Below are 12,668 nucleotides of genomic sequence, written 5' to 3'. Positions count from 1 at the left end.
TAACAGGATCTGCGACAGATTACCAGATCTCTTTTTAGAAACTATTGTGTCACATCTATTTAACCTTATTTTTGTGATAGCCGACCAATATCACAAAACGGTCTTAGTCCTGGTTTGTGGTGTTAACCTTACTCATAAATAACGGCTGCTATTTGTTAAAAAAGCTCATACCACAGCATGAGCTTTTCAGTCGGATTTTCATTCACCTATTGAATGATTTTCACCCTTTTGGTGGCACCAATGATTGCAATGCTGGAGGCTTAATTGTGTAAGCTTTGTTTTTTTGTGCCTGTTGCAAAAGAGCCAGCAGGGCCGCTTTATCCCATGTTCCTTTTTCTTTGCCGTAAGTGGCAGCCATCATTGCGGCAACCTCTTTCTCTAATTGGCTGACGAGTGCGTTGTCCAAATGCTGCTTCGGCCATTGCTGGAAATAGGTTTGCACCCGGAGCGGCTGTCCGGATTTTACTGCTGCAATCAGCTGTTGAACCGGGTTCATAACTGCCTGCGCTTGACTTGATTTTTCTGTTGGCCTTGTTGCTTGAGCATTGTGCTTTGCCCTTAGCCATAGTACCAGGGTGATAAGCCATAAAGTGGCAAATAAGGCCGTCGCCCATGGCCACCATCCGCTACTTGTCACTACTTTGACTTCGGTCGGGGTGGCGTTTTCTGTTGGGCGGGGATCTGACAACGCCGGTAGCAGTGGCATGCTGACAGTATTGCTGCTATCACCTGGCAGTACATTAATGGACAAACCATCGAGCTTGCTGGTTTCCTGCTGGCCTGTGGTCGTATTCCACCAGTTTATCGGCAGGGCTGGTAAGGTTAACTGACCTTGCTCTCGGGGAATAATCACCTGCTTGACGGTCATGCTGGTGAAGCCATCGTTACTGCTGTACACCGGTGTTTCGTCATACACTCGAACGGAGGCCGGATATTGCAGCGACAGATTGGGCATGCTGCTTTGGGCCGCATTTTTAATACGTAGAGTAATAATACGGGTTAAAGGTTCACCAATACGTACTTCATTTGATTGTGGTTGCCATTCCTGTTCAAGCTGTAGCTCCGGGGTAGGAAGCCATAAGCCCTGATAACCAGCAGGCTTGCCTTTGACATCAAGTGACAGGTTTTGAGCTTGTTTATCGACCGGGAAACTGACAGTGGAGCCAAAACCTCGACTGCCTTTTATTACGTTACCTTTAAATTGTGCACCTTCCAGCAGGATCGAACCGGCTTTATTGGCGGTGATTTGATAGTAACGGGTGATCACGATATAGCGGCGGCCGTTAATAACGGTTTCAGCTTGTCTGTCATCACCGTCTTGGACAACATCGAGTCCGTCGCCCTGAGGAGCAATCAAAGCGGCCTGATCCATCTTTTCGCCAATGTGGATTTGCACCCGATAGCGCAGACTTTCGCCGATATAGAGCTGCTCTTTATCGATCTCGGTATCAAGTTTGATATCCGGCTTGGTGGAATCCGTCGTGTTGGTTTTGCTGCTCTTTAAGGACTGAATAACGATTGGCTCAGTCGTTGAGCTGCCAATGCGAAAACTCGGGATGGTAAATTCCCCGACAGCGTTGGTTGCCATTGCCACTTTCCATTCCGTGTTGCGGGTGATCACACCATTGACCATTGAGGTGTTAGTACTGACGCTCGGGCGTCCATAAGTGAAGCTATTGGATAATGGAGATAAATCCAGTGCATTGGTATTGATGCTGGCATCCACTGAAACGGTCAGCTGGAATACCTCATTGACCCCGACAATATTCTTCGATACCGTCGCCACAGCCTGTGCAGCCGAAGCAATGGCTGGCATGAAACCGGCGATAATCAGCATTGTTGCCCACAGGAATGCAGTTGTTGGGCGTTTTGACTGAGACAAAATATTCATTTTCCTTTTCATCGTATCACCATGAATTCTCGGTAGACTGTGGTGCTTGTTTCTGACGAGCCTGTAATAGTAGCTGAGCACGGATCAAACCGCTGGTGTCATCGGGTACCTGTTCCAGCTTCTTAAGGATCGGGTCACTGGCTGACAGCGGATTGGTATTGTCATCATTGGCCGCAATAGCCTGAGACGGTTGCTCGGTGTTTTCAACCCCCTCGGAAGATGCTTGTTCGGCGGATTGCTGAGCTGATTGTTGCTGGTTGGGATCTTGTGGTTGATCCTGTTCCTGCTGTTGCTCCGGATTTTGTTGCGGATCAGCATTGTCAGCGGATTGTTGTTTATCGCCGCTATCCTGTTGTGATCTGTCACGATTGTTCTCGGAATTGTGCTGATCTTCTGACTGACTGTCGTTTTGCGGTGAATCTGATGATTGCTCTTTATTGTCTGAGCTATTCTGCTCAGATTGTTGCTGTTGCTGTTGCTGTTGCTGTTGCTGTTGCTGTTGCTGTTGCTGTTGCTGTTGCTGTTGCTGTTGCTGTTGCTGTTGCTGTTGCTGTTGCTGTTGCTGTTGCTGTTGCTGTTGCTGTTGTTCTTCTTCTTTCTGCTCTTTGGCCTTTTTGACGATATCGAGATTTTTTTGTGCATCGGTATACTCCGGATTGCTCGCCAGCAAATCTTGATAGGTCTTGATGGCTTCATCAAGCTGTCCGGCCTGGGCGTAAGCGTTACCAAGGTTATAGCGAGAAGTCGGATCAGTAAGCGGTGCTAAGGTTTCGATGGCTTGTTGATAGTTACCGGCTTTGTACTGAGCAATGCCTTTCCATTGAGGATCCGAAAATTGCTCGGCTGCGGCAACATAATCATTTTGCTGGAAGGATTGGTATCCTTGCTGGTCGCTGTTTTCCCATGGTGATGCAAAAGCGTGGTCAACAGGCATCAATACCAGCATGGCTGCAATCACCACGCCACGACGGAACCCGAGCAGTGCAAATAGCATTAGTGGGATCAATAACCAAAAGCCGCCATTAATACGATCTTCCAGCTCTTTCTCTTTATCCTTATTGGCTTGTTCTCTCGGTGTGGCCGTAGCAGCAATGATAGCATCGACATCCCGGTTGCTTGTTTGCGATAACTGTAAGCTCCCGCTGGTTGCGCGCACCAGTGGCAATAGATTATCCAGTTCAACCCGAGCGATAACCGGTTTCCCCTGACTATCATTGAGCAGTCTGCCATCCGTCAGTCTTATTGGCGCCCCTTGTTGAGTGCCTACGGCAAGAATCGATAAACGGTATGCCTGATCCTCGAGTAAATCCATTACCTGTTCCGATTCTCTCTTACTCATGCCATCGGTGACCATAACAATGTCACCGCCAGCGTGACCCGCCTGCTTTAATAAGCTGATCGCTTCTCTTATTCCTGCTGCGGCATCACTGCCCTGAATCGGCATGATCTCCGGCGACAGGTTGGGGATCAGGGTTTTCAATGTACTGCTGTCTTCGGTCAGCGGGCTGACCATATAACCGTCGGCGGCATAAACGACCAGACCGGTACTGCCTTCTTTCCAACCGGGCAGCATATCCAGTGCTTTAAAGCGTGCCTGGGTTAAGCGGTTCGGGGTTATGTCGGTGGCGTACATTGAACGTGACATGTCCATGACTAAAACCCGTGCACCTGACAGACTGTATGCGGGCAGGGTTGTTTTCTGCCAGCTTGGCCCAGCCAGGGCGATGACTGCCAGTAACCAACCGATCCCTAACAACCAGAAAGGTTTAGCTGTTGTTTTGCCACGCTCAAATCCGAGCTGTTTAGCCAGATGGGGGGCAATTAGTCCCGAATGGTGAGCTTTGCCTTTTAACCACGGCAAAAGCAGTGCCAAGGGCAGTATGGCGAGTAACCAGTATGGGTGGAGAAAGGTGAAATCAACCATGACGTCTCCTCATCATTGCGATGACAACGGAAAGGGTCAAAACAATGGTTAACGGGAAACGGAATAACTCGTCACGAGGGCGCCAGGTTTGTTGCGCAGTATTAATAGGTTCCATTTGATCGATTAACTGATAAATATTTTTTAGCTCTTGCGGGTTACGGGCACGGAAATACTGACCACCCGTCATGTCGGCGATTTTGGTTAAGGCTCTTTCGTCGAGATCCTGTGAAGGATTGACTTTACGGGTCGAGAAAAAACTGCGTTGAAGCATCTCCTCGGCACCCACACCGACGGTATAAATGGTCACACCGCTTTTCGCCGCCAGTTCTGCCGCTTCTAATGGTTCGATAACGCCGGCAGTATTGGCTCCGTCGCTGAGTAAAATGATCACCCGCTGCGGAGCTTCGCTGTCAATAAAGGTTTTGGTAGCAATGCCTAAGCCTTCACCGATAGCGGTACTTTGACCAATCAAACCTAAGACGGTCCGGCTCAGTTGCTGTTGAACGGTATTGCGGTCAAAAGTCAGTGGTGTCTGCAGGTAGGCATGATCGGCAAACAGTACCAAACCAAGTCGGTCACCATTCCGGTGCTCTATAAAGTCAGACAGTACCTCTTTTACCGCGGTTAAGCGGTCAATACTCTCGCCGTCAGTGGTCACCATATCTTGGATCGACATCGATCCCGACAGATCGACGGCCAGCAGCATGTCTCGGTGATCCGGCTGTATCACGATAGGATCGCCATACCAGACCGGGCGGGCGAGTGCAGCAACCAGACAGATCCAGCTAATGACCATCATGACTTGGCGCCAGATAGTTTTCGGCTGCTGTTGCCCGATCCCTTCGGGCAGTTTAGGCAGCTTAATGGCCGCAGGCTTGATAACTGGCTTGCTAAAACGGTAGACCAGCCAGGCCAGCGGAAGTAGTGCCCAGGCCCAGATCCAGATGAATTCAAACATCGCGGTTCTCCTTTTTGTCGCCAGATGAGCCAATGGATAAATGACTATCTACTAAGGAGTAAGCCGTTTTTTTCGGTGGCAGCGCTTTTGTCAGCCAGACAGATGCAAGCCGTTTGCACTGTTTGAAGTCGTCACCGTTGATCCCTTGCGGGGAAAACAACCCTTGTTGCCATAGTTCAGCATGATCTTGAAAGCCTCGGTGTTTAGCCGGCAACTGTTGATCAAGAAATACCAGCCAGCTTTCACCGGTTAACCCTGCGACTTGTGGGCGAGGGAAATAACTCAGAGCTGCTTGGCGTAACAAGTCATTGATATCGCCCAGACGATCTGTCTGGCGAAGAGCTTTGAGTTGTTGCAAGGCTTCTTTCCGTGCTTGCTGAGTTGTGCGGTACTGTTTGAGATGACGAACTGCAACAAATACACCACCAATCATAAAGAGAATACATAACCACCATCCCCAAGCCAGGGGCCATATGCCCGGAATAGCTTGAAGATGAATATCGGCGATAGGAAGAGGAGCAAGAGTTTGATCAGCCATAATGAATGCGTTGACCTCCTAACTGCTGAAGTAAAGGTATAGCTGAAGATAAGTCGTGGAGTGGGATCGCCAGCGTCCGGGTCATCTCCCGGATAAAGCATTGATGCGCTTCATACTGCTGGCTGAGTTTTTCCCGGGTTTTCTTTGAGGAGAAATCGAGCCAGAGTGATTGCTTACTATCAGTAACATTTTCATTCCCCCTGAATGCAGTTTGGCCTTGCTCTAAGGGATCATGAATCCGCACAAATTGGATCCGGTTGTGATAGCGCAACTGGCTCAGGCGACGTTTATCACCATCTTCCAGCTGATAGAAATCACTGATAATCACAATTTCACTGCCTTTCGGACATAAGTGGTGCAAGTGCTTGAGAGCAGCGGAAAATGGAAGTGAGTGTCCGTTTTTTGCTTGCACCGTGGTACTTTTTTGCTCACCGAAAGTCTGATGTGCTCCGATTAACGCGTTGATAACACGGAGCGGTCCTTGCTGGCGTGCTGTCGGTTTACACTCTATAAGCTGGTTACCGTCATAAATGATGGCACCGACTCGGTCCTTCTCACGTACCGCAAGCCAACTTAATAAGCTGGCGAAGTGCGCAGCCTGAACCGATTTTAACATCAGTTGCGAGCCAAATTTCATGCTGTCACTGATATCAATCAGTAACATAACAGGCTGTTCACGTTCTTCGGTAAATAACTTGGTGTGGGTTTTCCCGGTTCGCGCTGTAACCCGCCAGTCAATTGCCCGAATATCATCGCCGGCCTGATATGGGCGAACTTCTGCGAAGTTCATTCCTCGGCCTTTCTGGCGACTCATGTGCTGGCCATTAAGTTGTGACCAGATACTTTTCGCCGGTGGCAACCACCGCATGGCTTGGTTTTTATATTGCATCAACTCTGCCAGCGATAGATTAACCCCATCGCTGTGGGCGGGCAGGGAGGCGGTCATGTCGCTTTGTGTCATGCGCAGGCAACCTGAGCGATTAGCTGGCTCACCACGGAATCTGCCGCAATACCTTCGGCCTGTGCTTCATAGCTGAGTAACAGGCGATGACGCAATACCGGGTAGGCCATCTGCTGAACATCTTCGGGGGTAACAAAATCACGGCCATTCAACCAGGCATTTGCCCGGGAACAGCGATCTAAAGCCAGAGAAGCCCTTGGGCTCACACCCATCTGTAACCAACTCGCCAGTTGTTTGCTGTAGCGTTCAGGCTGGCGTGTCGCCATGGTCAGGCGAATAATGTAATGCTCGATATCTTCTGCCATATGGATGTTCAATACATCGGTTCGGGCTGCAAAGATTTCCGCCTGGCTGATTTGTACAGGCTTTGATTTTACAATCCCCAGGGCTTCGCCGCGGTTTAAGCGCAGAATTTCCAGTTCACTGGCCTCATCCGGGTAGTTCACATTGAGCTGCAGTAAGAAACGATCGAGCTGTGCTTCAGGTAAAGGATAGGTGCCTTCCTGCTCAATAGGGTTCTGGGTTGCCATCACCAGAAATAGTTCAGGTAAAGAATAGGTTTTGCGACCGGTAGTGATCTGCTTTTCTGCCATTGCTTCTAGCATCGCCGCTTGTACTTTCGCGGGGGCGCGGTTGATCTCATCGGCCAGTAATAGTGAATTGAAAATCGGACCTGGCTGGAAAGTGAATTCAGCGGTTTCCGGACGGAAGATATCCGTTCCAGTCAGATCGGAAGGCAGCAGATCGGGCGTAAATTGAATTCGGTGAAAACTGCCTTCAATGCAATCAGACAGCACCTTGACAGCACGGGTCTTAGCAAGGCCAGGGGGCCCTTCTACCAGAATATGCCCGTCAGCAAGCAAGGCAATCAATAACTGTTTTACGAGATCAGGCTGTCCAATTACCTGGCTTTCCAGGTAGGTTTTAAGACGTTGAAAAGTTGTTGCTAACATAGATTGGTCATGTCCTTGGAATACAAACAGTCCAACAGGAAAGAGTGAGAGTCAGACTAAGAAAATACAATAAAGTTCACGCAGTATGATTTTTATAATATTCAGCGATTGGTGTCCAGTGATGGCTCGATCATGATGCCACCTTGTTGAATTATAGCGTATTCAGATGTTCATTCATGAAGAAGTGCTATCTGGTATGAAGATCTCTTCCACCTTGCGGCATGAAACTATTTACCAGTCTCTTTATAGCCAGACACTGCCTGGCTCGTTTCTTATGTCCAGGCTCGCTCAATCATCTTAGTGAATAAAACGAGGGCATAGATGCACGAGGCCATGGAATATAATGCTGCCAGATGTTCGTTAACCTTATTGTTTCTTCTTTGGTATAAATCCGCACCTTGCTATTTAACATATTATCAATATTACATCTTAGAACCCATGCTTATAGCATAAATGTATCATTTGCATAGCAAGAAAAATATTTGTGATTCTATTCAGGTATATTGGTAAGACCACCAATGCTGTGTATTGATGTTGATATGTGTATGTGTTCTTATAATTCTTGTGCAACAAATGGAACATAAATGTGTCATGTTAAATCGCTACGATGGAAAGATATTCAAGGATAAAGCTTAAGTTCTATCTGGATTGATATTCATATTTATAACGTGTTTTCTGACGGTAAATATAGTGATTACAGGCATATAGTGATTTGTATTGATAGGATGGAGTCTGATTTAATGAGTAAGAAAGTATTAGTGACTGGTGCAAACGGTGGAATGGGTTCTGCAATTACAGAAGCTTTAGTGAAGGCCGGTTATCGTGTAATTGCTTCGTATTACCCTAAAATTGAAGCAGAAGCAAAAGAATGGTTTAAACAGAATAATTATTCAGATGAGCAGGTTCGCTTGTTCCCGCTTGATGTTACAGATACGGCCTATTGCAAAGAGGCGATTGCAACATTGTTGCAGGAAGAAGGTTACATTGATGTGCTGGTTAATAATGCTGGAATTACACGTGATACGACATTCAAACGTATGTCGGTTGAGCAATGGAATGATGTGATTAATACAAATCTGAACAGTCTCTATAACGTGACTCATCCTCTGTTCGGTGTAATGTGTGAACATGGCAATGCCCGCATTATCAATATCACTTCTGTCAATGGCTTAAAAGGTCAGTTTGGTCAAACCAACTATTCTGCAGCTAAAGCAGGCATGATTGGTTTTACAAAAGCGCTCGCCGCAGAAGGTGCTCGATCCGGCGTTACGGTAAATGCGATAGCCCCTGGCTATACCGGCACAGCAATGGTTGAAGCGATTAAACCAGAGATACTTGAAGGGATTAAAGCTGAAGTTCCAATGAAACGTCTGGCTCGCCCTGCTGAAATTGCAGCTGCAGTGACTTTCCTTGCGAGTGACGAAGCCGCATATATTACAGGTGAAACATTATCAGTTAACGGCGGCTTATACATGCGCTAAGCCTGTATTAAATACGTTTGAAGAATGGACGCAAAAAGATCATGACTAAAGTATTTATTGTTGCCGCTAAACGTACACCAATTGGTAGTTTTAACGGTGCTCTTAAAACGGTTTCCCCCGCGAACCTTGCAGCTGTAGCGATCAAAGCTGCTTTAGCCCAGGCCGATGTAGCTGCTGACGCAATTGATGAAGTTGTACTCGGTAACGTAGTGGGGGCGGGGCAAGGTATGGGGCCGGGTCGTCAGGCCGCTATTTATGCCGGTATTCCCAATGAAGTGCCGGCTTATAGCCTGAATATGGTATGTGGTAGTGGCATGAAAGCCGTGATGGACGCCGCTGCACATATTAAAGCGGGCGATGCCGACCTAGTGGTTGCTGCTGGCTCGGAATCTATGTCACAAATTCCTTTCGCTGTCTCATCACAAATTCGTGATGGTCAGAAAATGGGCAGCATGGAGCTGACCGATCTATTGATTGCGGATGGTTTGACAGATGTTTTCAACGATTATCACATGGGTATGACCGCAGAAAATGTGGTTGAAAAAGTTGGCCTCACTCGCGAACAACAAGATAACTTTGCTTTATCTAGTCAGCAAAAAGCAGTGGCTGCCATCGAACAAGGGAAGTTTGTTGATGAAATCGCACCTGTTGAAGTGACCGTTCGTCGTAAAACCAGCTTAGTTGATACCGATGAATACCCTAAAGCCGATGCCACTATTGAAGGTCTGTCGAAGCTACGTCCGGCCTTTAAAAAGGATGGATCAGTAACGGCGGGCAATGCGTCCGGTATTAATGATGCCGGTAGCGCAATTATCGTCGCTTCTGAAGCTGCGGTTGAAAAATATGGCCTGACTCCTCTGGCAGAAATTAGAAGCTATGCGCAAGCTGGCGTTGCGCCAGAAGTCATGGGGCTTGGCCCTGTTCCTGCGGTTGTAAAAGCCTTGGGTAAAGCTGATTTGGATATTCAGTCGGTCGGTCTGTTTGAATTTAATGAAGCATTTGCTGGGCAGGCGTTGGGTGTGTTGCATGAAGTGGCTAATAAATTAAACACTTCGGTTGAAGACCTTGCCGAACGTACTAATGTTAATGGTGGTGCCATTGCACTAGGTCATCCTCTGGGCGCATCAGGTAACCGCATTATTGTCAGCCTTCTACACGAAATGCGTCGTCGTAGAACGGAATATGGCCTGGCCACACTTTGCGTGGGTGGTGGTATGGGTACTGCCATCGTATTGAAGAAGGTTTAACCCTCAGTTGCTCCAGATAAAGAGCAGTTGTTCCCAGATTGTACCAGCCTGAATTAAAAACTAATTCTTGGACAGGTACTTCGTTAATTACTTTTTGTTATTTAAGGAATTATGATTATGTATACGGAAATGTTTAAATCTTTCTCAGAGCAAACAGAAAAGACACTTGCACCTTACGTCAAGTTCAACAAACTCTTCACTAAGAATGTCGAAGATCTTACTGAACTTCAGCTTGCAGCTGTACGTGCTTATAGCGATCTTGGTTTATCTCAGCTTAAAGCTGTGGGTGAAGTGAAAGATCTTGAATCGTTGACAGCATTCAATAGCCAGCAGCTAGAAACATTAACTAAACTTTCCCAGCAGCTAATGGATGATAGCAACAAATTTTCTGCAGTGGCTCAGACGTTTAAAAATGATGTTGAAGAACTTGTTGCTGAAAATGTAAAGCAAGTGAATCCAGTTTAAGTGATATGACCACTCTGCCGCCCCTTTCTGAGGGCGGCATTATTAGCCCAGGTACAGAGGTCATTGTAATGAACTATAACTTCTTTTCTGACTATTTTGCCAAGCTCCAGGACATAAACCAGCTATGGTGGAAGGAAAACTCTGGCAAAACAGTCTATAACAGCCCTCTTAATCAAGCGCTAAACGAAGTAAGTCTTAATGATACAAAACAGCTGATTGAGAAAGCATCCGCACAACCTGCCGTTCTTGCAAAAGTGCAAATGGAGTGGTGGGATAACCAAATGAAAATTTGGCAGAATGTCGCCATGAATGGCGGTGAAGACAACGATCTAGTTAAGCCGGCAAAAGATGACAAGCGTTTCAGTGATCCCGCATGGGCAAACGAAGCGTACTACAACTACATTAAACAATCTTATCTGCTTTTCAGTAATACGATGAGAGAAAGCATCGACTCGATTGAAGGATTAGATGAAAAAGCTAAAGAGCGACTAGGGTTCTTTTCGCGCCAGGCAATTAATGCCCTTTCACCAACCAACTTTATAACGACCAACCCGGAACTCGCAAAACTTACAGTTGAAACAAATGGCGAGAACTTAGTCAAAGGCATGGAACTGCTACAGGAAGACATGAAGGCAAGTGCCGATGTGCTCAAAATTCGCATGACCAATGATAATGCCTTTAAGCTGGGTGACAATGTTGCGAATACGGCGGGTGATGTGGTGTTCAAGAATGAGCTATTCGAGCTGATTCAATATAAGCCTCTCACTGAAAAAGTAAATCAAACACCGCTGCTTATTGTTCCTCCGTTTATTAATAAATACTACATCTTGGATCTTCGTGAGAAGAATTCGATGATGCGTTGGTTGGTAGAGCAGGGCCACACGGTATTCATAATGTCGTGGCGCAATCCTGACGCAACGATGGTTGATATTGATTTTGAGCATTATGTACTTGATGGGACTGTAAAAGCGATTGATGTTGTTACAGATATTACGGGTGAAAAGCAAATTAATACTGCTGGTTACTGCATAGGTGGTACCTTGTTGGCGACAGCGTTAGCGTATTTTTCTGCCAAGCGTATGCGTAATCGTGTTAAGTCTGCTTCGCTATTTACAACATTACTGGACTTTTCACAACCAGGTGAAATTGGTGCTTACATCAATGATCCAATTATTACTGCAATTGAAGCGCAGAATGAAGCTAAGGGTTACATGGATGGTCGTTCACTGAGTGTAACCTTCAGCTTGTTACGTGAAAACAGTTTGTATTGGAACTACTACATCAATAATTACCTTAAAGGTAATAGCCCTATTGATTTTGACCTTTTATATTGGAATGGTGATAGTACCAATGTGTCAGTCGCTTGCCACAGTACATTGCTTCGCCAGTTTTATCTGGAGAACAAACTAGTCGATCCTAAGGGTTATAAAGTGGGGGGCGTATATATTGATCTGACGAAAGTTAAAGTTCCGACCTATTTTATCTCTACCCAAGAAGATCATATTGCCCTTTGGCAAGGTACTTACCGTGGAGCTCAAATGCTGAATGGTAATTCAACCTTTGTGCTTGGTGAGTCCGGTCATATCGCAGGCATTGTTAATCATCCGGATAAAAATAAATATGGTTTCTGGACGAATAATAATCAGGTTGAAGACGCTGAAGAATGGCTAAATGGAGCAAACCGCCAGGATGGCTCATGGTGGACTCACTGGAATAGCTGGTTGGCGAACTATAATACAGGTGAACAGGTTGATGCTCGAACATCAGGAAATGCCAATTATCCTGTGATAGCAGCGGCACCGGGCTCATATGTGTTACAAACATTGCCGATTGAAGCTTCGACGGTGTAAAAGAGCAGTAGTGTAAGCAGTTATTTAACCGGCTTAGCGCTGCTTAAATAACTAGATAGAAAAAAGCTGGCAAACATTTGTCGGCTTTTTCTATGTTAGGGTTACACGAACGCCAAAACAATATTGTTTATTCCACGCCATTCTTACCTTGTTATGCTTGATTATTGAGCTATTGGCAGGTGAATTGTAAAAAACGATTGTTATGTTTGAATATCTCCCTATAATTCGATTCCGTTGTCACGACAAACTACCGAGTAGGTAGCCGAGGCAATAACGTTCTTTAACAATTTGACCATGCAATCTGTGTGGGCACTCGTGAAAAAGTTAAGTCGAAAGATTTATCAATGAACTGAGTGACCGAACAGTATGATTCCTGCAGAGGAATGATATTGGCACAGTC

The 12,668-nt window shown here is 46.4% G+C and carries 10 protein-coding genes; 4 read left to right on the top strand and 6 right to left on the bottom strand.

The genetic code is table 11. From position 1 onward, the window contains the following. Window positions 1–220: 220 nt before the first annotated feature. Genes AC2204_RS18860 through AC2204_RS18835 form a run of 6 tightly spaced genes read right to left on the bottom strand, consistent with a single transcriptional unit; the run spans window position 221 to window position 7,225 of the window. Window positions 221–1,903 (bottom strand): BatD family protein, encoded by a 1,683-nt coding sequence (locus AC2204_RS18860; protein WP_318927370.1) that lies wholly within the window; start codon window positions 1,901–1,903, stop codon window positions 221–223. A gap of 4 nt (window positions 1,904–1,907) precedes the next feature. Further along, window positions 1,908–3,815: a VWA domain-containing protein gene (locus AC2204_RS18855; RefSeq protein WP_318927368.1), complete on the bottom strand. Its 1,908-nt coding sequence runs from the start codon at window positions 3,813–3,815 to the stop codon at window positions 1,908–1,910. Further along, the gene (locus AC2204_RS18850; RefSeq protein WP_318927366.1) at window positions 3,808–4,773 is read right to left on the bottom strand and encodes a vWA domain-containing protein; all 966 of its coding nucleotides are present in this window, start codon (window positions 4,771–4,773) and stop codon (window positions 3,808–3,810) included. Before AC2204_RS18850 ends, AC2204_RS18855 begins: the two co-directional genes overlap by 8 nt. Beyond that, the gene (locus tag AC2204_RS18845) at window positions 4,766–5,311 is read right to left on the bottom strand and encodes a DUF4381 domain-containing protein (protein WP_318927365.1); all 546 of its coding nucleotides are present in this window, start codon (window positions 5,309–5,311) and stop codon (window positions 4,766–4,768) included. The genes AC2204_RS18850 and AC2204_RS18845 overlap by 8 nt, the downstream gene beginning before the upstream one ends. Further along, on the bottom strand, window positions 5,304–6,272 hold the full coding sequence (locus AC2204_RS18840) for a DUF58 domain-containing protein (protein WP_318927363.1): 969 nt from the start codon (window positions 6,270–6,272) through the stop codon (window positions 5,304–5,306). Before AC2204_RS18840 ends, AC2204_RS18845 begins: the two co-directional genes overlap by 8 nt. Continuing rightward, entirely contained in the window at window positions 6,269–7,225 is a 957-nt protein-coding gene (locus tag AC2204_RS18835) for an AAA family ATPase (RefSeq protein ID WP_318927362.1), read from the bottom strand. The genes AC2204_RS18840 and AC2204_RS18835 overlap by 4 nt, the downstream gene beginning before the upstream one ends. Window positions 7,226–7,965: 740 nt before the next feature. Here AC2204_RS18835 and AC2204_RS18830 point away from each other — a divergent pair. The 4 genes from AC2204_RS18830 (at window position 7,966) to phaC (ending at window position 12,268) form a co-directional block, all read left to right on the top strand. Beyond that, window positions 7,966–8,706 (top strand): SDR family oxidoreductase, encoded by a 741-nt coding sequence (locus tag AC2204_RS18830; protein ID WP_318927361.1) that lies wholly within the window; start codon window positions 7,966–7,968, stop codon window positions 8,704–8,706. Between the two features lie 41 nt (window positions 8,707–8,747). Next, window positions 8,748–9,953, top strand: a complete 1,206-nt coding sequence (locus tag AC2204_RS18825; protein ID WP_318927360.1) for an acetyl-CoA C-acetyltransferase — start codon at window positions 8,748–8,750, stop codon at window positions 9,951–9,953. 117 nt (window positions 9,954–10,070) lie between these two features. After that, complete coding sequence (locus AC2204_RS18820; protein WP_107285271.1) at window positions 10,071–10,418, top strand: phasin family protein; 348 nt, start codon at window positions 10,071–10,073, stop codon at window positions 10,416–10,418. 68 nt (window positions 10,419–10,486) lie between these two features. After that, window positions 10,487–12,268, top strand: coding sequence for a class I poly(R)-hydroxyalkanoic acid synthase (phaC, locus tag AC2204_RS18815; protein ID WP_318927358.1), 1,782 nt, complete (start codon window positions 10,487–10,489; stop codon window positions 12,266–12,268). Window positions 12,269–12,668 lie beyond the last annotated feature (400 nt).

It is taken from the genome of Photobacterium sp. (genome assembly GCF_057456235.1).
This window is presented reverse-complemented; position numbering and strand designations above follow the sequence as displayed.

Excerpts from the sequence above, each read along its gene's own strand:
- AC2204_RS18860 (WP_318927370.1), bottom strand. The coding sequence starts at position 1,903 with ATGAAAAGGAAAATGAATATTTTGTCTCAGTCAAAACGCCCAACAACT.
- AC2204_RS18855 (WP_318927368.1), bottom strand. The coding sequence starts at position 3,815 with ATGGTTGATTTCACCTTTCTCCACCCATACTGGTTACTCGCCATACTG.
- AC2204_RS18850 (WP_318927366.1), bottom strand. The coding sequence starts at position 4,773 with ATGTTTGAATTCATCTGGATCTGGGCCTGGGCACTACTTCCGCTGGCC.
- AC2204_RS18845 (WP_318927365.1), bottom strand. The coding sequence starts at position 5,311 with ATGGCTGATCAAACTCTTGCTCCTCTTCCTATCGCCGATATTCATCTT.
- AC2204_RS18840 (WP_318927363.1), bottom strand. The coding sequence starts at position 6,272 with ATGACACAAAGCGACATGACCGCCTCCCTGCCCGCCCACAGCGATGGG.
- AC2204_RS18835 (WP_318927362.1), bottom strand. The coding sequence starts at position 7,225 with ATGTTAGCAACAACTTTTCAACGTCTTAAAACCTACCTGGAAAGCCAG.
- AC2204_RS18830 (WP_318927361.1), top strand. The coding sequence starts at position 7,966 with ATGAGTAAGAAAGTATTAGTGACTGGTGCAAACGGTGGAATGGGTTCT.
- AC2204_RS18825 (WP_318927360.1), top strand. The coding sequence starts at position 8,748 with ATGACTAAAGTATTTATTGTTGCCGCTAAACGTACACCAATTGGTAGT.
- AC2204_RS18820 (WP_107285271.1), top strand. The coding sequence starts at position 10,071 with ATGTATACGGAAATGTTTAAATCTTTCTCAGAGCAAACAGAAAAGACA.
- phaC (WP_318927358.1), top strand. The coding sequence starts at position 10,487 with ATGAACTATAACTTCTTTTCTGACTATTTTGCCAAGCTCCAGGACATA.